This window comes from Pelorhabdus sp. sgz311002, assembly GCF_056134285.1.
Window position 1 is genome coordinate 541,287 of record NZ_JBWBCL010000001.1, and the last position, 20,335, is coordinate 561,621.

Below are 20,335 nucleotides of genomic sequence, written 5' to 3' on the forward strand. Positions count from 1 at the left end.
ACAGAATGATTATAACTAAAGAAGAACGACAGTATCATGAAAAGTTCATGCAAATGGCAATTGCTGAGGCAAAGCAAGCTTTAGGCTGTACCACGCCAAATCCTCTTGTTGGCGCCGTGATTGTAAAGGATGATAAGGTGATTGGCAAAGGCTATCATCATATGGCAGGAACGCCCCATGCGGAGATTCATGCGCTACAAGAGGCGGGGGAAGCGGCAAACGGCGCTACTATTTATGTAACTCTGGAGCCCTGCTGCCATCACGGCAGGACAGGTCCTTGTACTGAGGCGATTATAGCGGCAGGTATTCGCCGCGTCGTTGTGGCAATCACTGATCCCAACCCGCTTGTAGCCGGCCATGGCATCGATAGATTGCGTCAAGCTGGTATAGAAGTCTTAGAAGGAATCTGTTGTTTAGATGCCGTAAAAGTGAATGAAGCGTTTGTGAAATGGGTTTCAACTAAGATGCCTTTTGTCTTATTAAAGACAGCCATGACGCTTGATGGTAAAATTGCTACAGCGACAGGACAGTCCCAATGGATTACTGGCCCTGCCGCCAGACAAACCGTTCATCGTCTGAGAAATCAGTATGATGGGATTCTTGTCGGAATTGGTACGGTGCTTGCCGATGATCCGCTTTTAACAACGCGGCTGCCTGAGGGCCCAGGTTGTAATCCAACGCGGATTATTCTTGATAGTAAGGCTCGTACACCGCTTGATGCCAAAGTCGTTACAAATAAAGAAGCGCGAACTATTATTGCTGTAACAAAGTCTGCGTCAATGGATAAGGTAAAGGCCCTAGAAGCTGCCGGTGTAACGGTTTGGACAATTAGTGAAGGGCCAAGCGGCTTGAATCTTAGAGAACTTTTTAGCCGTTTAGCCAGTTATCCTGTAACAAGTATTCTTGTAGAAGGCGGCGCTGCTGTCAACGCTTCTGTGCTAGCAGAAAACCTAGCTGATAAGGTGGCCTGGTTTGTGGCGCCAAAGATCCTTGGCGGCAAGACGGCGCCATCGCCGATTGGCGGCAGTGGCGTGGCAAGTCTTTCGCAGGCTTATGAACTAGAGGATCTTGCCATAGAGCAGCTAGAGGAGGATATTCTCATTAGCGCTTATCTGAAATCACGGGAGGGACGCGATGTTTACCGGACTTGTGGAAGAATTGGGTAGAGTGAAACAGATTGAAAAGACGGCAAAATCAGTTCGCCTGACAATTGCCGCTAAAAAAGTCCTCACTGATGTAAAGTTAGGTGACAGTATTGCCGTGAACGGCGCCTGCCTTACAGTTGTTGATTTTAGCACCAGCCATTTTACGGCCGATGTCATGCCGGAAACTGTGAAACAGACAGGTCTTAGAGATCTTGCGATTGGCGCTGCTGTAAATCTGGAACGGACGCTTCGCGTTGGTGATCGCTTGGGCGGTCATATTGTGAGTGGTCATATTGATGGAATCGGCACAATCCAGAATGTAAAAAAAGATGATATTGCCGTTGTTGTTACAATTACTGCGGCGGCAGAGGTCATGAGATATATTGTAAAAAAGGGCTCTATTGCCATTGACGGAGTCAGTCTAACTGTTGTGGATTGTGATGCGCATTCGTTTAGTGTATCACTCATTCCTCATACTTATGAAGTGACAGCTTTAGCTACCAAGAAAATTGGTAGTACTGTTAATTTGGAAACTGATATTTTGGGACGCTATGTGGAAAAGTTATTACAGAGTGACACTACTGAAGCAGTAGCTGAGCCAAGTCGCATATCCACTGCTTTATTAGGTAAATATGGGTTTCTAGCATAAAAATTTTAAAGAAAGTATTCTTGTTATAAGATGGAGGGATAGTATGTTTAACACAATTGAAGAGGCCATTGAGGATATTAAACAAGGAAAAATGATTGTTGTTGTTGATGATGAAGACCGTGAAAATGAAGGCGATTTATTAATGGCTGCCGAAAAGGTAACGCCAGAAGCTGTCAATTTTATGGCTACTCATGCTCGTGGCCTAATCTGCATGCCTGTTGACGGTGCACGGCTTGATGAACTCGAAATTCATCCTATGGTGGAAAACAACACTGATAACCATGAAACAGCGTTTACTGTATCCGTTGATGCGGTAACGACAACAACTGGGATTTCTGCTTTTGAACGGGCAGAGACCATCCGTTGCATTTTAGACAGTAAATGCAAACCAACGGATTTAAGACGTCCTGGCCATATTTTTCCGTTGCGCAGTCGCGAAGGCGGTGTTTTGCGTCGGGCGGGGCATACCGAAGCAGCAGTTGATTTGGCGAAGTTCGCCGGTCTTTATCCTGCTGGCGTGATTTGTGAAATCATGAATGAAGATGGGTCTATGGCGCGCATTGATTCGCTGCAAAAGTTTGTAAAACAGCATAATTTAAAACTGATTACTGTTGCCGATTTGATTCGCTACCGGAAACGTCATGAAAAGCTGATTACGAAGGCAGCTGATGCAACGATGCCGACGAAATATGGTCAATTCCGGGTTGTTGCCTACGAGAGCGCACTTGATAAACAGTGCCATATTGCCTTAGTTAAAGGCGATGTTTCTGGCAAAGAAAATGTTCTTGTTCGTGTTCACTCTGAATGCCTTACAGGCGATGTGTTGGGATCTTTGCGCTGCGATTGCGGCGATCAGTTGGCCGCATCTTTAAAGCGAATTGAAGCAGAAGGCGAAGGCGTACTGCTCTATATGCGTCAAGAAGGTCGCGGCATTGGTCTCGCTAATAAAATTCGCGCCTATGCTCTGCAAGATAAAGGCAGTGATACGGTAGAAGCCAATGAACTCTTAGGCTTTCCGCCGGACTTGCGTGAATACGGTATTGGCGCTCAAATTCTAGCCGATCTAGGCTTAACAAGTATTCGTTTGTTAACGAATAATCCGAGAAAACGTGCTGGTCTGGAAGGCTACGGTCTGAAAATTACCGAGCGGGTTCCCATGGAAATTCGTGCTAATAAATTCAACAACCGTTATTTATCAGTGAAAAAAGCAAAGTTAGGACATTTATTGAAACAGTATGAGGAGGCAAAATAAGATGTCAACAATTTATGAAGGAAATTTGATTGCGAAAGATCTTCGTGTTGCTATTGTGGTAGCTCGTTTTAATGAATTTATTACAAGTAAACTTTTGTCTGGAGCGAAGGATGCCTTATTGCGTCACGAAGCACAGGAAGATAATATTGATACTGTTTGGGTTCCCGGTGCTTTTGAAATTCCTTTAGCGGCGCAAAAACTGGCGAAAAGTCAAAAATATGATGCTGTAATCTGCTTGGGAACAGTAATTCGTGGCAGCACTTCTCACTATGACTATGTTTGCTCTGAAGTATCCAAAGGAGTAGCTCATGTGGGACTGGAAACAGGCGTACCGACTATTTTTGGTGTACTTACAACAGAAAATATCGAACAAGCGATTGAGCGAGCTGGCACAAAAGGCGGCAATAAAGGATTTGATGCCGCTATGTCCGCCATTGAAATGGCAAATCTATTAAGAAATATTGGATAAAGATTACTTGTTTTACAATTATTTCCTGGGAAATGAGTGTTTGTTTTGAAAATAGCAATTGTAAGTGATACTCATGGATGTGCTGCTACTTGGCAGCACATCTATGAAACCTATATGAGTGACGTTGACTCTATTATTCATGCTGGTGATATTTTATATCATGGACCACGCAATGAAATTCCGGCAGAATATAATCCTAAAAGTTTGATCGACATGCTGAATCAGCTGCCGCAGCCCTTCTTTTCCGTACAGGGAAACTGTGACAGTGAAGTCGATGGAATGGTTTTACAGTGGCCGATTCATCCTTCCTTTATGTACTTGCAGTTAGGTCGATATAAGATCGTAGTGCAGCACGGCCATACTTTAACAGACGATCAGAAGGTGAAATTAGCGCAGCGCTATCGGGCTAATTTATTTATTAGCGGTCATACTCATCTGCCTGTGCTTGCATCTCATGAAGGTGTGACTTTACTGAATCCCGGTTCGCCAGCTATGCCTAAAACAGCTGCTAAACGGGGTTCTTTTGCCTTACTTTTTGATCAAAAGATTCAGATTGTCGCCGTTGATAACGGGGAAGTGCTTATGGAGGAAAACTATGGATCATTTAATTAAAGCAACGGCAGGCGATGGCTTGCGTATCCACGCCGCTGTTACCACCGAGCTGACAGAAGAAGCTCGACTTCGCCACAATTGTTCGCCTGTGGCCACAGCGGCGCTTGGTAGAACGATGACGGCAGCTTTGCTGTTTGCAGCTAACTTAAAAACAGAAGAAACGGTTACCCTAAGAGTAGCCGGTGATGGACCTTTAGGGGAGATCATTGTAGATGCTAAGGGCGGTTTAGTCCGTGGCAAGGTGAAAAATCCAACAATAGATCTTCCGTTAAATGCAGCAGGAAAACTTGATGTCGGTGCTGCTGTAGGCCGAGGATCACTCTATGTGACGCGTTATACGAATATGAAGCAGTCGTTTACGGGCAGTTCGGCTTTGGTTTCTGGAGAGATTGCTGAAGATGTTACGGAATATCTCTACACATCAGAGCAAACGCCTTCTAGCGTAGGCCTCGGTGTGCTAGTAGAACAGGATCGGACTGTACGGGCGGCAGGCGGCTTTATTTTGCAGGCTTTACCGGATGCTTCCGATGCTGATCTTGATATTGTAGAAGCTAACCTCAAGGCGTTACCGTCGGTATCGTCGCTTGTTGCTGAGGGGCAAGATGCGAAAACTATGATTGAAGCTCTTTGCAAGGGGCTTCCAATCCGTTATTTAGAGGAACAGGAACTTGCTTTTCGTTGTACTTGTTCCAAAGAACGAGTGGAAACTGCTTTAATCAGTTTAGGAAGCGAAGAATTGTCTCGCTTGATAGCTGAAGATGGCAAAGCAGAGCTTGTTTGTCATTTTTGCGGCAATAAATATCAGTTTGATCAAACTGATTTGAATGAACTTTTGCAAAAAGTAAAAGAAGAATAAAAAAAATCCTCCGCAATAAGCGGAGGATTTTTTTATAAAACATAAAAATTAGATTGCTCTTTGAATTTTGCCGGAACGGAGACAGCGAGTGCAAGTGTTAACTCGTTTAATTTCGCCATTTACAACTGCTTTAACACGCTGAATGTTCGGTTTCCAAGTGCGTTTGGTTTTCAAGTGGGAATGGCTGACGTTAAAGCCGCTGCGCTCACCTTTGCCGCAGATTTCACATAAGTTTGCCATTTATTCCACCTCCTTTTAAGAAGGACAAAATATCCCTTTACTAAACATTAGTATTTTAGCACAGATCACTAAGAGAATGCAAGTCTTTAGCAGGATTTTTTCCTTATGGTCAGAATTTTATTATATAATAGAAAAAAAGGGGTGAATATAATGATCACAACAGATACTTTGATTATTGATATTCTCCGCAAATATCCAAAATCTCAACTGGTTCTCAAACAGCATGGCATGAATTGCGCCTCCTGTTTAGGGGCTGACTCTGAGAATATCCAGAGCGGCGCAAAAAATCATGCCGTAAACATTGATGAATTGTTAGCAGAATTGAATCGTTTGGCGGCAAGACAGAAAGGTGATTAGTGTGCTCGAGTGGAGCAGTTCGATCCAATATATTAAAGGCGTTGGTCCGGCGAAAGCAGCGCAGCTTGGAAAACTAGGGATCTTTACAATTGGTCAATTGTTGGAATATTTTCCGGTTCGGTATGAAGATAGAAGTCAGTTAAAGCAAATTAGCGAGCTATCGCCGGGAAACGTAGAGGCGTTTCGGGGAAAGGTCCTGACTGTAACGGAACGCAAAGTTCGGCGGGGCCTTTCTCTTTTATCGGTTGTCGTTGTTGATTCAACGGGTTCGGTTGAACTTGTTTGGTTTAATCAACCTTTTCTAAAAAAACGCTTTACTGTAGATGCCCTCGTAAGTGTTTATGGTAAAATTGAGCGTCATTATACACTGAAGGTTACGAATCCGGAAACTGAAATAATCAGTGAGACTGATCTATTTCATGGCCGGATTCTTCCTGTTTACCGTCTTGGTGAACATATTCCCCAAACTCTAATACGATCTTTAATAGAAAAATTCTTATTGACGGAATTTTATATTCCAGAAGTCTTGCCGGAAAGAGTTCTTCGTTTGCAAGGACTTATGGGACGCAAAGAAGCTTTTCATACGATTCACTATCCTGCATCGCAAGAGAAACTTCAAGCGGCGATCGATAGACTAAAGTTCGAAGAACTTTTTTTATTACAGTGTGGTCTGCTGCTACTAAAGGCGCAAAATCAAAAACCTTTTTCCGGCATTAAGCATGGCCGGGATGAAGAATTAAGTACTAAGGCCATCGCATTGTTGCCTTTTACACTCACTAAGGATCAGCAAAAAGCCCTCAAAGATATTAAGACCGATATGGAGGACACGCAGCCCATGCAACGGCTATTGCAGGGCGATGTAGGATCAGGGAAAACCGTAGTTGCTGCTTTAGCGCTTGTGAAGACGGTAGAAAATGGCTTTCAAGGAGCTATGATGGCGCCTACGGAGATTTTAGCGGATCAGCATTATCATACCTTGGCAAAGCTGTTAGCACCCCTGAAAATTAAAGTGGGGTTACTCACAGGCAGTAAGACGAAAAAGCAAAAAGAAGAAGTTGGCCGTTTATTACAAGCGGGTCTTCTTGATATTATTGTGGGAACTCATGCCTTGATTCAAGATACCGTACATTTTCGACAATTAGGTCTTGTTGTTACTGATGAACAGCACCGCTTCGGCGTGGCGCAACGAGCAAAGCTTCAGGCCAAAGGAGCCGAGCCTGATGTGCTTGTTATGACAGCAACGCCGATACCGCGAACGATGGCCCTGACGATTTATGGCGATCTTGATGTATCACTGATTCAAGAGTTGCCGCCTGGTCGTAAACCGATTCGTACTTTTTTACGCGGCGAAGAAAAAAGTGAGGCAATTTATCAATTTGTCGCCAAGGAAATCGCGAAAGGTCGTCAGGCTTATGTGGTTTGTCCGCTAGTCGAAGAGTCAGAAAAAATTGATACTCAGGCAGCAGTGCAACGCTATGAAGAACTTTCTACAGGATTATTTCAGGGGATTTCTTGCGGTCTGATTCATGGTAAGATGAAAGCAAGCGAAAAAGAAGCCGTTATGGCTGCTTTTTATAAAAATGACATCTCTTTGTTAGTCGCTACGACGGTCATTGAAGTAGGCGTAAATGTGCCAAATGCAACAATTATGGTAGTGGAAGGAGCCGAACGCTTTGGTTTGTCTCAGCTTCATCAATTGCGAGGACGGATTGGCCGCGGCGAACATGCCTCGTATTGCATTTTGATTTCTAAAGTAAAACAAGGTGACACGCAGGAACGTCTTCAGGTTATGACAGAATCAAATGACGGCTTTGTCATTGCTGAGCAGGATCTTTTGCTGCGCGGCCCTGGGCAATTTTTTGGTACGAGACAGCATGGACTACCCGATCTTAAAATTGCTAATATTGTTACTGATGTGGCCATTTTATTAAAAGCTCGGACGGCGGCGCAAGAAGCTGTATTGGAAGAGGATTATAGGAATTTACTTTCGACCATTTTACCGAATCGTTTTGGTGATCGCTTTTCCCTTATTTTACATAGTTAAAAAAAAAGCGGCGGCTGACGCCGCCTATATGGGAGAGGAGAAAATTTACAATAGTAGTTATGCCTTAAATACAGTCTAATTATACATAAACGAGAAAAAAATTATTATTATTTTTAGGGAGGGGTTTTATAATGAGCAAAAGCAGTGACAAGGTAACTTTTTTACATCATACGAAAGGCTATAATTGTGCGCAGTCCATGTTGGCAGTCTATGGTCCGCGACTCGGTCTTCCAGAAGAAATTGCTCTTAAAGTTGCGTCAGCCTTCGGCGGCGGTATTGCCAGAAGCGGTCAAACCTGCGGGCTCGTAACAGGCGCTTTAATGGCAATTGGCATGACTTGTGATCCAGCCGATCCTAGCAGTAAAAATGAAGTGTGTGATTTAGCTAAGCCATTTTTAGAAGCCTTTAAGGCAGCCAATGGTTCACTCTTATGTCAAGATTTACTTGGTGAATCGATGGCAGGCCCTGCAGGACTCGCAAAGCTGCAAGCGAATAATACAACATCAATTCGTTGTCCGCAGCTAGAGAAGAGTGCTGGCGCTATTTTTGAAAGACTTTATGGCGATCGCTTATTGCCGGAAGAAGAATAGCAAGAGACTAGGAATCATTTTTAATTTGATGATTTTTCAGTGGCTGAGCCTGTTTAACTGAGATTTTTTGAAGCGTAATTGTTGATATTTCTTACTAATAAGGGCTGGTTTACTGACAAATAACACGCCACTGAGTACGAGAATGAGGCCAATAAAGGAATAGAATGAGAGGGCTTCCCCTAATATATAGTAGCCTACGAACTGAGCAATAACGGGTGAAACATAGGTCCACGTAGAGGGAAGCAGCATACCAGCGCGACCTACTAGCCAATAGTAAGCGCCATGTCCGCCTAAAGAACCTAAGAAGATGAGATAGAGCAAAGCGATCATTAAGAGATCAGTCGATTCTGTGATAGAAAAACTTTCAGTGCCAAGAGACAGCAACATTAGCAGAGTTCCCCCAATAACCATTTGCCAGCCGTTAAGGGTAAAGGGACTGATGTTTGCTGCTAGGAGTTTTTGCGCTGTCATCGTGCCAAAAACGTTACCTACTTCAGCAAGCAAAATGACGATAACGGCTAAGAAGGCATAAGGCGTTGCCTCTAGCATCAGTGCCGGAAGTAGAGCAATTGATACGCCGAGAAAAGAAATCAGTAAGCCGCTACCACGAATCAACGAGTATTCTTTCACTCCTTGAAACCATTCGACAAGACCAATCATAAGCGGCGTTGTCGCCGCAAGGAGAGCAGCTAGGCTAGAAGAAATATATTGTTCCCCCCAATAAAGACAGCCGAACATCAGTGCTGTCATGAACAAGCCAACTATAAAAATAGATTTGTAATGGCCTTTTGGTAGGGTAATTGACCTACCGCAAAGTTTAACTGCGAGTAGGACGATGAGTCCTGCTGTAAAAAAACGGGCTCCGGCAAAGAGAAATGGGGGAGCTCCGACATTCACGCCAACTTTAATGGCTAAAAAAGTAGTGCCAAAAATTAAACACATGGCGCTATAAACGATATACATAAAAATCCCTCTTTTCTGTTCTATAACATTGCTGTATTATGAATCTATAAAACCATCATTTACCTATAACAGTCAAATGATGGCTATAACAGTTGGAGGGATTATGAACATATTCATTCAACGGGACAGCAATGAGTCGATTCGACAACAAGTTTATTTAGAACTGGCGCAAAGAATTCGTTCTGGTCTGTTAGAGCCTGGCATCCGACTTCCCTCTGTGCGGGAGTTGGCAAGAGATTTAAAAATAAGCTTAGTCACAGCCCATGAAGTTTATAAAATGCTTCAAGATAAAGGGCTTGTGAAAACCTTACCTGGTAAGGGAACGTTTGTTGTTCTTCTGACAAATAAAGAGCAATCCGAAGGAGCATCTTTACAAGATCCGTATAGTTGGCAGCTTTCTGTGCCAGATTATTTGCCGCGGGCTAGCTTTTGGAGTCAAAGTGCAGTAAGATTGCCAAAAGAAATTCTTGATTTAGCCGATGCCTGCGTCCATTATTCGCTACTTCCCTTAACTTTTATTCAGGAATCGATCCGGGAAACTTTGCGGGGATCACCGGAATCGTTAGGACGCTATGCTGATTTTAAGGGAGATCAGGAGTTTCTGAATGCGTTAACAGAGTACCTCAAAAAGTTGGCTATTGATCTTGAGCCGCATCAGCTTCTTATAACAAATGGAACGCAGCAGGGGATTAATTTATTTGCTCAAACATTTTTAGGACCGAATGATACGATTGCGGTAGAGGCGCCTTGTTTTTCTGGAGCGATTGATGCTTTTCGTCTGGCTCATGTGCGGTTGCAGCCTATTCCCTTAGATCAGGAAGGACTGCGTGTTGATATTTTGGAAGATTTGGCGGCCTATAGCCGTTTGAAAGCCGTCTATGTAGTGCCTACGGGTCAGAATCCTACGGGCGCCATTATGAGTCGATCACGTCGCGAAGATCTTCTGGTTTTCGCACGCAAGCATAATGTACTAATTTTAGAAGATGAACCCCATCGTGAACTCGAAATTCCTCAAATTCAGCGGGATTGTTTGCCACCTCCCTTAAAAATGCTCGATCATGATGGTCGTGTTGTTTATTTAAAAGGTTTTAGTAAATTTCTGTTTCCCGGCATGCGGCTTGGTTTACTCGCCGCTGATGGTAGTATTTATAATCGCTTGCTTGCTGCGAAGTCGATTGCTGATCTCGGTTCGCCCTTATGGCTGCAAAAATCGCTAACGCCGCTGTTTCGAAACCCCAAGCTATTTCAAGCAATTGAGGAAATCAGTTGCCGATTAACAGCTAGGCGACGCAAGGTTTTTGCAACTCTTAGGAAACTGTTGCATCCTGATATTCTTTTGCCAAAGCAATCGTCAGGTCTTTTTATCTGGCTGACTCTGCCGCGGGGGATGCAATCAGACACACTCATTCCCGAAGCGCATCGACGCGGCATTCATTTCTTGCCAGGTTCCATTTTTTATGCAGGTGAACCAGAGATTAATCATTTGCGCATTTGCTGGACCAATCTTTCTGATGAAGATTTACCGCGGGCGCTTACGATTCTTTGTGAATTATTAAATGATGCGGTAAAAACGTTTAGATGTTAGCGTAGTAGGGTATACAAAAAGAGAAGCATCCTTTGGGGGTGCTTCTCTTTTTGTACCTATATGCAGTTTTATTTTAACAAAGTTTGTAGAAACAACAACTCTTCCATGTCATTTAAATATTGGTAGAGCATGCCGCGATGCTCAAATTCATCTCGATCTCTAGGAAGTTCCATCGTGGTGAAACTCTGACGAAAGCGATTAAAGTCATCTAGCCGCAAGACGGCAATATCCTTATGATGAAAATCTTTGGCGATTTTTATCGTGTAATCAGCAACTAAAAGCGTTTGGGGATACGGTGTCAGGAGTCTATCAAAATATTTTTGCATGTTTTTTAAATGATGCAATTGCTGTAAACGAATATCCATGTATTGCGTGTAGTCGCTGCTGTTTGTATAAAAACTGTTATTATAGTTTTTTAATGCCAGTTCGCGGCCTTGTTTTAGTTTCGTTTCTAACGCTGTAAACAAGGCTTCTCCTTTTAGAGAATCAGGTTGATTTTTTAAGGTTTCCGCCATATGACGGAGAATGTCCTGAATCATTCCTTCGATAGCTACTTGCTCTTTTTTTATTTTATGCTCAAAATTTGGCATATATAAATTAAGTAGCATAGCCGTAAGCACACCGATACCCATCAGTGACATTTGATTGATTAGTAGTGGTAGAGAGGTATTTTCTTCAATTAATAGATGGGTAATCAAAACGGAACTGACAACAATGCCGTCTTGTACTTTACATTGTACTGTCAAAGGAATGAAAATTAGTAAAAAGAAAGCAAAGCTAAAAGGGGTGTAACCGCATAACTGGAAGATGACTATGGAAAGACATAAGGCCAATAGAAATGAGCCAATCATTTTAGCAGCAAACCGTACAGATTGTTTGCGGGTTCCCTGAATACAGAGAATCGTAATAATTCCGGCCGTTGTAGCAAATTTAAGATCAAAATGAATCGCAAGATACATAGCGATTCCTGTGCCTATCACTGTTTTAAGAGTTCTATAACCGATAAAATTCATAAATAACCTCCGATATAACTTGTTCCAATTCTATCCTATCATAGAACGAAAGTCCCGGGGAATAGGCCCTTTAGTTTGTTTATTCATTATGTCGGGTCAGTATAAATTGAATTGTCATTTCAATTGGTGATGCAGGTGTGATTTTTTCCCAGGGAGTAGGAGTTACCATATGGGCTGTTTGGTCAGAGGCTGTATCTGTAATATAGGCTTCATCAAAACGATAAATTTTTTGTTCAAGGTCGGCAGTAACATGCGCTTTAACAGTTTGTTGCTGCGTTTTTCTATCAACTAAAAGCCAAAAGTTTAGAATGTTTTTATTGATTGTAATACGATTCATATCCACATGATAAGAAACATTGTTTTGCGTTGTAACATATTGCCAAGTTGCTTCCGCTGCATAAGCAACCTGGCAGATAATCATCGCGAATAGCAAAATCGCTAAAAAACGTTTCATAATTGAGCCTCCTGACGTTTCATAATTTAGTAGCTATATTCATTGACTTCGTCAGCAAAGGGATAATTTCCTATAAAAGAAATTTTTTCATGTGAGAAGTAATTGAAAAAGGCTTTTCTGGAAAAGAATCGAAAGAAAAAGAAAGTGTAATGTATTAGCCCCTACAGGAGGAATGAGCATGGTTGCAGAGACCTTATTGCACAGTAAGTACTATTTATATATGACAAGTTTTTTTGCAGGAATGTCTGTTATGGCAGTAGAACTTGGCGCGAGCAGGCTATTAGCGCCATATTTTAGCTCTTCTCAGATTGTATGGACCATTATTATTGGAACAATCATGATCGCTATGGCACTGGGAAATGTCTGGGGTGGGAGAAGTGCTGACAAAAATCCTAATCCCGATATTTTATATAAACGAATTATTATAGCCGCTTTATGGATTGCGGCAATACCAGTGTTGGGTAAGTATATTATTTTAGCTGTATCTGCTGTGCTTGTTTTAACAATTGATACTGATTTTTTAGTTTTTGCAGCTTTTTCCACTTGCATGATTCTCTTTGTATTTCCTCTTTTTTTGCTCGGTACGGTAACGCCTTCGCTCGTAAAGTACACGGTTGATAGTTTGGACAACAGCGGTCAAACTGTGGGAAAGCTTGTAGCAGTTAATACGATTGGCAGTATTATTGGTACGTTTGTACCGACGTTTATTACGATTCCCGCCGTGGGAACATCAATGACCTTTTTATTGTTTTCTGGTATTCTTCTTGGAATTGGTTTGATTTATTTTATTTATAAACGGACAAAGCCGAAAACATGTATAGCAAGTATTTTATTATTTTTGTTTTGCAGTATAGTTGGATCATCCGATCATTTAGCCTTTTGGGAAAAGAATCTCTTATATGAAGGGGAATCACTTTATAATTATTTACAGGTAAAAGAAACGCCTGATAGCATTATTCTTTCTACCAATGTATTGTTTGGCGTTCAATCAATTATGAAAAAAGACGATAGCCTCACCAAAATGTATTATGATTATGCTCTGGCGGCTCCTATCATGACTGGTACTGCAACAAAAGAGCCAATGAAAATTTTAGTGATTGGTATGGGAACCGGGACTTATGCAAAAGCGTGCCATAAATATTTTACCAATGCTAAAATCGAAGGTGTGGAAATCGATCAGAAAATAATTGACTTGGCTAGTCAGTATTTTCAGCTTCCATCAGCAGTTAAGGTGACGACCTACGATGGTCGCGCCTATTTGAATGCCACTAATGAACAGTATGATGTTATTATGATCGATGCTTATAGGGATATAACGATTCCCTTTCAAATGTCATCTGTAGAGTTTTTTACTATGGTTAAGAATCATTTAACAACAGATGGTGTTATGGTTGTAAATATGAATATGCATCAAGAAAAGGTAGGGAGTTTAAATCAATACTTAGCGGATACCATTGCCAGCGTATTTGATGTAGTTTATACAATTGATGTGGATGAGTCAACGAATCGAGAACTTTTTGCAACGCAAAACAAGAATGCAGTGAAACGGTTTGAACAAAATACAGCCCAATTAGGCAATAATGATTTAAAAAAACTCATGCAGAATATGCAAAAAAAATTAAAACCTTATCATAAAAGCATTTATCTTTTAACAGATGATAACGCGCCTGTAGAGGTTTTAGGAATGCAGATTATTGATGGACTTATTCAAGAGGAAGTACGTTACTATAAGAGCATTTTTAAAGAACGCGGCTTCAAAGAATTCTTGCAATATATTCTCTTTTAATGCTGTAAATTTCATGATTTTTTCATAGCTTCTTCATAATTTCTTCATAAGTAATGGCTATAATAAATAAGAAACCAAAAGGAGGGGGTCTTACTTATGAATATGACTCATTATATGGAACTTTTGGCTGTGAATCAGCCTTGGAATCTTATTATGTATATGGCGGTTCCGGTCATATTAGCGGAAGCGTTGGTAGCGACTGAGTTTTTTACGGTATATTTGCGCGGGACGACGCAACAGGCAAGTTGGCGCAATTGGAATCGAAGAATAGGGATTGTACTTGGCTTCTATTTTCTAGGCGTATTTTTAAATTTATTAATTACCGCAGTGCCCCATATACAGTGGCGTGGTGCTGCTGATGTTTTGGCAGTGGGGTTTTATTTGAGTGGTGTTGTGCCTTTGTTTAGTATAGCGCTTCTTGAGCTTGGCTTAATTGGTAAGCATAAAAGCGATAGTGAAAAAATGAAACTTCACTTTGTTTTGTTAACGTTATTTCTCATAGTTGGTCATATTGCAATGATTTTTGGCATGGTAGATCCAACAATTATGGGATGGAATCCGAATCCAGCAACTAACCCGATGCAGCATATGCAACACATGCAGCATCCATAAAACTCACTAAACAAAGCTTACTGCAATAAAAAAACACGACAAATTCATGTCGTGTTTTTTTGTATCACTTTAGACTATTCTAGTTCAGGGCATGAGCTACAGCCGATACAGGCAGTTGCATCCATTGCATAAACATCATCGCAGCGTGAAACACAACAACTGGCGGAATCAAGCGACTCGCTTTTTTTCAATTTACTTTCGTCCGAAATTTTTAGATCTTGCTCAGTCTGAGATGCAGTCATTATAAAGCCTCCCCTTCGAAATGAAAAATAAATAATATCTGTTAATAATTAACTTATTATAATAATTGTAATTTGTCAAGTTGGCAGAGCTGACTAGAAAGAAAGGGCACAAAAAGAATAATCGACAAATGACTTAGTTTTTGTTATTATTAAAACCATGAGTTTTAACAGGTTTTTGCGATTGACATAAATATAGCAGCGTTAGACAGGAGTTTTGAGGCATGGAATTTACAACGCCCTACTATTTAATTGATGAGACGAAATTACTACGTAATTTAAAAATTATTGCTAAAGTACATGAGTTATCAGGTGCAAAATCTGTGTTAGCATTAAAATGTTTTTCTACGTGGTCAGTTTTTCCGCTCATGCAGCAATATATGGCTGGTACAACATCTAGTTCTTTATTTGAAGCTAAGCTTGGTAAAGAAAAATTTGGCAAAGAGACCCATGCATACTGTGTGGGGTATACTAAAGAAGATGTTCAGGCAGTAGTGAAATTTGCTGATAAAATCATATTTAATTCGCTATCGCAGTTAGAACGTTATTATGACATGGCGAAAAACATTAAAATTGGCTTGCGCGTAAATCCAGGAATAAGCTACTCGCATTTTGATCTAGCTGACCCAGCGCGGCAGTATTCCCGTCTTGGCGTAGCCCAGAAAGACGATATTGCACGGCATATTGAAAAACTGAGCGGTTTAATGTTTCATTATAATTGCGAAAATGATGATTTTGCCGCATTTTCGCAGCAACTTGATCACTTAGGCGAGGAATATGGCGATTTATTAATCAAGCTTGATTGGATTAGTCTTGGCGGCGGACTTTATTTCACAAAAGAAGGCTATCCGATTGAAGCTTTCAGTGAAAAATTAGCTGCTTTTGCTAAAAAGTATGATTTGCAAATTTACCTAGAACCAGGCGAAAGCGCTATTACTGGTTGTACCGAACTTGTTACGCAGGTCGTTGATATTGTTCATAATGAAAAAAGCATTGCTATTGTCGATGCTTCCGTAGAACCTCATATGCTGGATCTGCTGATTTATCGCCTTGATGCTAAAATAGAAAATCAAAAAGCCGGTAAACATGAGTATATGGTGGCAGGGCGCTCTTGCCTTGCTGGCGATGTATTTGGCACGTTTTTATTTGATGACAAGTTGTCTGTTGGCAGTGAAGTTCGCTTCGCTGATGCCGCTGGCTACACGATGGTTAAGAAAAATTGGTTTAATGGACTGAATATGCCATCAATTGTAATTCGGCGCTTAGACGGAAAAACAGAACTTGTCCGTCAATTTACCTATAGTGATTTCCTAAATAATTTATCATAAAAAACTTTTTTAGAAGTAAAGGGAGGCCAAAAATGAGAAAAAATGTTTTAATTGTAGGTGCTGGTGGCGTGGCGCATGTAGTTGCTCATAAATGCGCGATGAACAATGATGTGTTAGGGGATATCTGTATCGCTTCACGTACCCAGCAAAAATGCGAGGCAATCATTGAAAGCGTGTTGCGCAAAAATCACTTGAAGGATAGGTCGAAAAAGCTGTACTCACGCACAGTGAATGCTTTAGATATCCCGGAAATGATTCAGTTGATTCAAGATACCCAATCAGAAATTGTCATTAATGTTGGACAATCTTACATTAATATGGCGGTTTTAGAGGCCTGCATCGAGACAGGCGCTGTTTATATGGATACAGCAATTCATGAAGAGCCTGATAAGGTCTGCGAAAATCCGCCCTGGTATGGAAATTACGAATGGAAACGGAAAGATCGCTGTAAAGAAAAAGGCATTACTGCTATTTTAGGCGTTGGCTTTGATCCTGGCGTTGTGAATGCATGGTGTGCTTTAGCCCAAAAAGAGTATTTTGATACCATTGATACGATCGATATTCTTGATGTAAATGCAGGCAGCCATGGCAAGTACTTTGCTACTAATTTTGATCCAGAGATCAATTTCAGAGAGTTTAAGAAAGTCTGGACATGGATCGATCGCAAATGGGTGCAGCAGAAGGTACATTCTATCCGTGTTGACTATGATTTTCCTGTTGTAGGAAGTCAGCCGGTATATTTAACAGGTCATGATGAACTTCATTCTCTGTCTAAGAATATAGATGCCAACTCGATTCGTTTCTGGATGGGCTTTGGCGATCATTACTTAAATGTTTTTTCCGTTTTAACCAATATTGGTCTGACTTCGGAAAAACCAATAAAAATTGCTGAAGGTGTGGAAGTGGCGCCGCTCAAAGTGTTGAAAGCTCTACTACCTGATCCTTCTTCACTAGCTCCTGGTTACACTGGCAAGACTTGTATTGGTAATTATATTTGCGGTACGAAGAATCAAGAAGAACGGCAAATTTTCATTTATAATACGTGTGATCACAAGGAATGCTATAATGAAGTGGAAGCGCAGGCAATCAGTTATACGGCCGGAGTTCCGCCTGTTGCGGCTGCTTTATTAGTTGCTAGCGGCGAGTGGGATGTAAAAACCATGGTTAACGTGGAAGAACTAAATCCGACTCCCTTTATCGAACTTTTAAATCAAATGGGGCTGCCTACAGAAGTAGTGGAAGCACCAAATTCATTTGATGTACCTGTGATTGAAAATCTAGATAACCTATAAAATCTTATAAAAAAACCTTTTGCGCTTGTATTTGGCAAAAGGTTTTTTTCTTATGTAGCAGGAAAAGTCCTGTGAAAAGCTAATTTATAAAGTAAGTAAAAATCATTCTCAAAGAGGAGGGGTTTGGATGTGTAAAACTTGTGGCTGTGCCGCTGATACCAATATAGAACAGACGAATTTATCGTTAAAAGGGCTGAATCTGATTAATGCTTTGCCTGTCAAAAAAAGCTTGTTGGGACTTCCCGGTGTGTATCATGTTCATGTCCATGCTTTTAGTGGCAAGGCAGTTGTAGATTATAACCCAGCAAAGACGCCACTTACTGATATTGTTGGGCTTCTTACTGATAGAGGTCTTGAAGTCAGCTATTAAATCAGTCTTTTTGTAAAAACAATGCACGCGCTAGGCGTTTGCTGCTGTAAACAACACATAAGAGACCAATAAGCAGCCAATAGCCTGCGAAACCGAACAGAGTCCCCAGAAAGAAGTTTTTTTTCTTGTGCAGAGAAGCTAGAGAAGTTCTCGTCTCTTTCTGGAGGAATAGTTTATAGCGCAGATAGTAAGTAAAGGAAAGATAGCCAAGGCAGGTGCCGACAATTTCGACGCGAACCTGATGGGCGAGTAGCGACTGCGCCAAAGCGTGAGTCATAAAACCATCTTCTTTCTTGGTATTTAAACCTCTGCTTGTTATTATGCCCAGTTTTACTGGTTTAGTCAATCAAATAGAGTCAGTTTTAATTCAAACAAAGGAATGGTTCCAAGAAAGCAGTTACGAGAACATCCTATCTGGGTGTTCTTTATTTATGTAAAAGGGAGAGATTATCATGAAAAAAGTCCTAACAATCGCTGGTTCGGATTCCAGCGGTGGCGCAGGGATTCAAGCTGATTTGAAAGCTTTTTCGGCGCAAGGCGTATTTGGCATGAGTGTTCTTACTGCTGTTACAGCACAAAATACCCAAGGCGTTTTTGCCGTTCAAGATATTGATGAAGCGATTATTGCCAAGCAAATAGAAGTAATTTTTACTGATATTTCAGTAGATGCCGTAAAGATTGGGATGGTTTCTCGTACAGAGACGATAAAAACGATTGTTCAAGGTCTGATTGCTTATGAGGCCAAAGAAATTGTCGTTGATCCTGTAATGATTTCAAAAAGCGGCTATCATCTGTTGCAGCCAGAAGCGGCTCATACGCTGATTACGGAGTTGCTGCCCTTGGCTACGATTGTTACGCCAAACATTCCCGAGGCAGAAGAAATTACTGGCCTAACGATTAACACAGTAGCAGACATGAAAGAGGCGGCTGTAGCCATTCATAAACTAGGACCGCGTTATGTCTTGTTAAAAGGCGGCCATTTAGAAACAGCAGCAACAGATATTTTATTTGATGGCGAAGCATTTACTCATTTTGATGCGCCGCGTATTCCTACAAAGAATACTCATGGTACAGGTTGTACCTTATCGTCAGCACTAGCGGCTAATTTAGCAAAGGGCCTATCGTTAAAAGAAGCAGTAGCCGTAAGTAAGGCCTATATTCAAACCGCCATCGAACATTCTTTCGCCATTGGAAAGGGCGTTGGACCAGTTCACCATTTTTATGACTTATACAAAAGTGCAGGTCTGCTAAAATGAATCTTAAGAATGAATGTAACCTTACTTTTTCTCACTTTCTGTTTCTTTGGTTTGGGGCTGCTGTATCCATTGCGGAAATTTTGACAGGCGGATTATTAGCTCCCCTTGGTTTTCAGGATGGGCTTATTGCAATTTTGCTCGGCCATTTGATTGGAACTATCATTTTAGTGTTAGGCGGCTTTATCGGTTCTGAGGCAAGAATTCCCGCTAGTGTATCAATACGTATTTCTTTTGGCGTATATGGATCTTATCTATTTTCTGTTTTAAATATTTTACAACTCGTCGGTTGGACTGCTGTCATGATCCTGACGGCGGCACGATCAGTCAATGAAATTACAAAAGCACTTTGGAATTATGACAATTTTTCTTTATGGGGAATTGGTATTGGCGCTCTTGTTTTTCTCTGGATTTTACTGGGCCGCGAGGGCGGGCTAAAACGGCTCAATATGGTTGCTGTATTTTGTTTGTTTATCATGACTCTTGTATTAAGTAAAGTAGTCTTTCATGATGGCGCCGTTTTTTCCCTTCCAGCAAGCGGAACGATGAGCTTCGGTGAAGCCCTTGAGTTAAGCGTCATTATGCCGCTGTCTTGGCTGCCGCTTATTGCAGATTATACGCGGTTTGCCAAAAGTAACGGAGCTGCTGTTTGGGGAAGCGGGCTTGGCTATTTTTTTGGTAGCTCCTGGATGTATATCATTGGTCTTGGCGCTGCTCTTGTTGCCGCAAATCCAGAGCCTTCCGCGATGCTATTAGCAGCTAATCTGGGGCTTGCCGCATTAGGAATTGTTGTGTTAGCAACGGTCACGACGACCTTTCTTGATGCCTATTCCGCTGGCGTCAGTTTTTCCAATATTGTCGGCGCTTTTGGGGAAAAGCCGATTGCCCTTATTATGACAATCATCGGGACTATTTTAGCTCTCCTTGTTGATATGGAACAGTATGAAAATTTCTTATTAGCCATTGGTTCTGTCTTTGCACCGTTTTTTGCAATTTTGCTTACGGAATATTTCTGGTTGCAGCATCGCAGAGTGCACGATCACTTGCTGATTAATTGGCGAGCTCTATGTATTTGGGCAATTGGCGTTGGTTTATATTATCAATTAATTGAAATGCAGCTTGTAGTCGGTGCTACAATTCCTGTTATTATTTTTATAGCCCTTTTCTACCGTTTATTTGCTAAAAAACGTGAATTTTTATATTAATTATATGCTGATTTTAGGCGA

Annotated in this window: 23 protein-coding genes; 17 read left to right on the plus strand and 6 right to left on the minus strand. The window is 41.4% G+C overall.

Annotated elements, in window-relative coordinates:
• Window positions 1-5: 5 nt before the first annotated feature.
• Genes ribD through hslO form a run of 6 tightly spaced genes read left to right on the plus strand, consistent with a single transcriptional unit; the run spans window position 6 to window position 4,983 of the window.
• On the plus strand, window positions 6-1,166 hold the full coding sequence (ribD, locus tag AC0NJP_RS02785) for a bifunctional diaminohydroxyphosphoribosylaminopyrimidine deaminase/5-amino-6-(5-phosphoribosylamino)uracil reductase RibD (RefSeq protein WP_474038490.1): 1,161 nt from the start codon (window positions 6-8) through the stop codon (window positions 1,164-1,166).
• Window positions 1,135-1,794: a riboflavin synthase gene (locus tag AC0NJP_RS02790; protein WP_474698688.1), complete on the plus strand. Its 660-nt coding sequence runs from the start codon at window positions 1,135-1,137 to the stop codon at window positions 1,792-1,794. Before ribD ends, AC0NJP_RS02790 begins: the two co-directional genes overlap by 32 nt.
• 43 nt (window positions 1,795-1,837) lie before the next feature.
• The gene (locus tag AC0NJP_RS02795; RefSeq protein ID WP_474038492.1) at window positions 1,838-3,046 is read left to right on the plus strand and encodes a bifunctional 3,4-dihydroxy-2-butanone-4-phosphate synthase/GTP cyclohydrolase II; all 1,209 of its coding nucleotides are present in this window, start codon (window positions 1,838-1,840) and stop codon (window positions 3,044-3,046) included.
• A gap of 1 nt (window position 3,047) precedes the next feature.
• Window positions 3,048-3,515 carry a 6,7-dimethyl-8-ribityllumazine synthase gene (gene ribH / locus AC0NJP_RS02800; protein ID WP_474698689.1) on the plus strand — a complete coding sequence of 156 codons (468 nt, stop codon included), beginning with the start codon at window positions 3,048-3,050 and terminating at the stop codon, window positions 3,513-3,515.
• A 45-nt stretch (window positions 3,516-3,560) separates the two neighbouring features.
• Window positions 3,561-4,127, plus strand: a complete 567-nt coding sequence (gene yfcE, locus AC0NJP_RS02805; protein ID WP_474038494.1) for a phosphodiesterase — start codon at window positions 3,561-3,563, stop codon at window positions 4,125-4,127.
• Entirely contained in the window at window positions 4,111-4,983 is an 873-nt protein-coding gene (hslO, locus tag AC0NJP_RS02810) for an Hsp33 family molecular chaperone HslO (RefSeq protein ID WP_474698690.1), read from the plus strand. Before yfcE ends, hslO begins: the two co-directional genes overlap by 17 nt.
• 48 nt (window positions 4,984-5,031) lie before the next feature.
• Here the strand turns inward: hslO and rpmB are convergent, their stop codons facing one another.
• Window positions 5,032-5,223 carry a 50S ribosomal protein L28 gene (gene rpmB, locus AC0NJP_RS02815; protein WP_474038496.1) on the minus strand — a complete coding sequence of 64 codons (192 nt, stop codon included), beginning with the start codon at window positions 5,221-5,223 and terminating at the stop codon, window positions 5,032-5,034.
• Between the two features lie 150 nt (window positions 5,224-5,373).
• Between rpmB and AC0NJP_RS02820 the strand changes: the two genes are divergently transcribed.
• The 3 genes from AC0NJP_RS02820 to AC0NJP_RS02830 all read left to right on the plus strand — a co-directional run bounded on the left by AC0NJP_RS02820 (window position 5,374) and on the right by AC0NJP_RS02830 (window position 8,214).
• Entirely contained in the window at window positions 5,374-5,580 is a 207-nt protein-coding gene (locus tag AC0NJP_RS02820) for a DUF1858 domain-containing protein (protein WP_474698691.1), read from the plus strand.
• Between the two features lies 1 nt (window position 5,581).
• A complete protein-coding gene (gene recG, locus AC0NJP_RS02825; RefSeq protein WP_474698692.1) occupies window positions 5,582-7,624 on the plus strand; it encodes an ATP-dependent DNA helicase RecG in 2,043 nt (680 codons plus the stop codon).
• 131 nt (window positions 7,625-7,755) lie between these two features.
• Window positions 7,756-8,214 carry a C-GCAxxG-C-C family protein gene (locus AC0NJP_RS02830; protein ID WP_474698693.1) on the plus strand — a complete coding sequence of 153 codons (459 nt, stop codon included), beginning with the start codon at window positions 7,756-7,758 and terminating at the stop codon, window positions 8,212-8,214.
• Between the two features lie 36 nt (window positions 8,215-8,250).
• On the opposite strand, the gene AC0NJP_RS02835 is transcribed toward AC0NJP_RS02830, so the two are convergent.
• Window positions 8,251-9,177 (minus strand): DMT family transporter, encoded by a 927-nt coding sequence (locus AC0NJP_RS02835; RefSeq protein ID WP_474698694.1) that lies wholly within the window; start codon window positions 9,175-9,177, stop codon window positions 8,251-8,253.
• 103 nt (window positions 9,178-9,280) lie between these two features.
• Here AC0NJP_RS02835 and AC0NJP_RS02840 point away from each other — a divergent pair, with 103 nt between their 5' ends.
• On the plus strand, window positions 9,281-10,762 hold the full coding sequence (locus AC0NJP_RS02840) for an aminotransferase-like domain-containing protein (RefSeq protein WP_474698695.1): 1,482 nt from the start codon (window positions 9,281-9,283) through the stop codon (window positions 10,760-10,762).
• A 68-nt stretch (window positions 10,763-10,830) separates the two neighbouring features.
• On the opposite strand, the gene AC0NJP_RS02845 is transcribed toward AC0NJP_RS02840, so the two are convergent.
• Window positions 10,831-11,775 (minus strand): aromatic acid exporter family protein, encoded by a 945-nt coding sequence (locus AC0NJP_RS02845; RefSeq protein WP_474698696.1) that lies wholly within the window; start codon window positions 11,773-11,775, stop codon window positions 10,831-10,833.
• 79 nt (window positions 11,776-11,854) lie between these two features.
• A complete protein-coding gene (locus AC0NJP_RS02850) occupies window positions 11,855-12,229 on the minus strand; it encodes a hypothetical protein (RefSeq protein WP_474698697.1) in 375 nt (124 codons plus the stop codon).
• 178 nt (window positions 12,230-12,407) lie between these two features.
• Between AC0NJP_RS02850 and AC0NJP_RS02855 the strand changes: the two genes are divergently transcribed.
• Entirely contained in the window at window positions 12,408-14,015 is a 1,608-nt protein-coding gene (locus AC0NJP_RS02855; protein ID WP_474698698.1) for a spermidine synthase, read from the plus strand.
• A 96-nt stretch (window positions 14,016-14,111) separates the two neighbouring features.
• Window positions 14,112-14,627, plus strand: coding sequence for a DUF6803 family protein (locus AC0NJP_RS02860; RefSeq protein WP_474698699.1), 516 nt, complete (start codon window positions 14,112-14,114; stop codon window positions 14,625-14,627).
• A 74-nt stretch (window positions 14,628-14,701) separates the two neighbouring features.
• On the opposite strand, the gene AC0NJP_RS02865 is transcribed toward AC0NJP_RS02860, so the two are convergent.
• Entirely contained in the window at window positions 14,702-14,869 is a 168-nt protein-coding gene (locus tag AC0NJP_RS02865) for a hypothetical protein (RefSeq protein WP_474698700.1), read from the minus strand.
• 221 nt (window positions 14,870-15,090) lie between these two features.
• On the opposite strand from AC0NJP_RS02865, the gene nspC reads away from it, so the two are divergent.
• From nspC to AC0NJP_RS02880, 3 genes are all read left to right on the plus strand, one after another.
• Window positions 15,091-16,194: a carboxynorspermidine decarboxylase gene (nspC, locus tag AC0NJP_RS02870; RefSeq protein ID WP_474698701.1), complete on the plus strand. Its 1,104-nt coding sequence runs from the start codon at window positions 15,091-15,093 to the stop codon at window positions 16,192-16,194.
• A gap of 32 nt (window positions 16,195-16,226) precedes the next feature.
• Window positions 16,227-17,486: a saccharopine dehydrogenase family protein gene (locus AC0NJP_RS02875; RefSeq protein ID WP_474038507.1), complete on the plus strand. Its 1,260-nt coding sequence runs from the start codon at window positions 16,227-16,229 to the stop codon at window positions 17,484-17,486.
• A 127-nt stretch (window positions 17,487-17,613) separates the two neighbouring features.
• Window positions 17,614-17,856 (plus strand): heavy-metal-associated domain-containing protein, encoded by a 243-nt coding sequence (locus tag AC0NJP_RS02880; protein WP_474038508.1) that lies wholly within the window; start codon window positions 17,614-17,616, stop codon window positions 17,854-17,856.
• Window position 17,857: 1 nt separating this feature from the next.
• On the opposite strand, the gene AC0NJP_RS02885 is transcribed toward AC0NJP_RS02880, so the two are convergent.
• On the minus strand, window positions 17,858-18,133 hold the full coding sequence (locus AC0NJP_RS02885; protein ID WP_474698702.1) for a hypothetical protein: 276 nt from the start codon (window positions 18,131-18,133) through the stop codon (window positions 17,858-17,860).
• 175 nt (window positions 18,134-18,308) lie between these two features.
• Here AC0NJP_RS02885 and thiD point away from each other — a divergent pair, with 175 nt between their 5' ends.
• Together thiD and cytX are read left to right on the plus strand one after the other, a co-directional pair.
• The gene (gene thiD, locus AC0NJP_RS02890) at window positions 18,309-19,112 is read left to right on the plus strand and encodes a bifunctional hydroxymethylpyrimidine kinase/phosphomethylpyrimidine kinase (protein ID WP_474698703.1); all 804 of its coding nucleotides are present in this window, start codon (window positions 18,309-18,311) and stop codon (window positions 19,110-19,112) included.
• Window positions 19,109-20,314: a putative hydroxymethylpyrimidine transporter CytX gene (cytX, locus tag AC0NJP_RS02895; protein ID WP_474698704.1), complete on the plus strand. Its 1,206-nt coding sequence runs from the start codon at window positions 19,109-19,111 to the stop codon at window positions 20,312-20,314. Before thiD ends, cytX begins: the two co-directional genes overlap by 4 nt.
• Window positions 20,315-20,335 lie beyond the last annotated feature (21 nt).

Excerpts from the sequence above, each read along its gene's own strand:
- rpmB (WP_474038496.1), bottom strand. The coding sequence starts at position 5,223 with ATGGCAAACTTATGTGAAATCTGCGGCAAAGGTGAGCGCAGCGGCTTT.
- cytX (WP_474698704.1), top strand. The coding sequence starts at position 19,109 with ATGAATCTTAAGAATGAATGTAACCTTACTTTTTCTCACTTTCTGTTT.
- AC0NJP_RS02835 (WP_474698694.1), bottom strand. The coding sequence starts at position 9,177 with ATGTATATCGTTTATAGCGCCATGTGTTTAATTTTTGGCACTACTTTT.
- AC0NJP_RS02820 (WP_474698691.1), top strand. The coding sequence starts at position 5,374 with ATGATCACAACAGATACTTTGATTATTGATATTCTCCGCAAATATCCA.
- AC0NJP_RS02860 (WP_474698699.1), top strand. The coding sequence starts at position 14,112 with ATGAATATGACTCATTATATGGAACTTTTGGCTGTGAATCAGCCTTGG.
- AC0NJP_RS02855 (WP_474698698.1), top strand. The coding sequence starts at position 12,408 with ATGGTTGCAGAGACCTTATTGCACAGTAAGTACTATTTATATATGACA.
- AC0NJP_RS02845 (WP_474698696.1), bottom strand. The coding sequence starts at position 11,775 with ATGAATTTTATCGGTTATAGAACTCTTAAAACAGTGATAGGCACAGGA.
- thiD (WP_474698703.1), top strand. The coding sequence starts at position 18,309 with ATGAAAAAAGTCCTAACAATCGCTGGTTCGGATTCCAGCGGTGGCGCA.
- ribD (WP_474038490.1), top strand. The coding sequence starts at position 6 with ATGATTATAACTAAAGAAGAACGACAGTATCATGAAAAGTTCATGCAA.
- AC0NJP_RS02840 (WP_474698695.1), top strand. The coding sequence starts at position 9,281 with ATGAACATATTCATTCAACGGGACAGCAATGAGTCGATTCGACAACAA.
- AC0NJP_RS02880 (WP_474038508.1), top strand. The coding sequence starts at position 17,614 with ATGTGTAAAACTTGTGGCTGTGCCGCTGATACCAATATAGAACAGACG.
- AC0NJP_RS02830 (WP_474698693.1), top strand. The coding sequence starts at position 7,756 with ATGAGCAAAAGCAGTGACAAGGTAACTTTTTTACATCATACGAAAGGC.
- hslO (WP_474698690.1), top strand. The coding sequence starts at position 4,111 with ATGGATCATTTAATTAAAGCAACGGCAGGCGATGGCTTGCGTATCCAC.
- AC0NJP_RS02865 (WP_474698700.1), bottom strand. The coding sequence starts at position 14,869 with ATGACTGCATCTCAGACTGAGCAAGATCTAAAAATTTCGGACGAAAGT.
- AC0NJP_RS02875 (WP_474038507.1), top strand. The coding sequence starts at position 16,227 with ATGAGAAAAAATGTTTTAATTGTAGGTGCTGGTGGCGTGGCGCATGTA.
- AC0NJP_RS02850 (WP_474698697.1), bottom strand. The coding sequence starts at position 12,229 with ATGAAACGTTTTTTAGCGATTTTGCTATTCGCGATGATTATCTGCCAG.
- AC0NJP_RS02885 (WP_474698702.1), bottom strand. The coding sequence starts at position 18,133 with ATGACTCACGCTTTGGCGCAGTCGCTACTCGCCCATCAGGTTCGCGTC.
- nspC (WP_474698701.1), top strand. The coding sequence starts at position 15,091 with ATGGAATTTACAACGCCCTACTATTTAATTGATGAGACGAAATTACTA.
- AC0NJP_RS02795 (WP_474038492.1), top strand. The coding sequence starts at position 1,838 with ATGTTTAACACAATTGAAGAGGCCATTGAGGATATTAAACAAGGAAAA.
- AC0NJP_RS02790 (WP_474698688.1), top strand. The coding sequence starts at position 1,135 with ATGTTTACCGGACTTGTGGAAGAATTGGGTAGAGTGAAACAGATTGAA.
- ribH (WP_474698689.1), top strand. The coding sequence starts at position 3,048 with ATGTCAACAATTTATGAAGGAAATTTGATTGCGAAAGATCTTCGTGTT.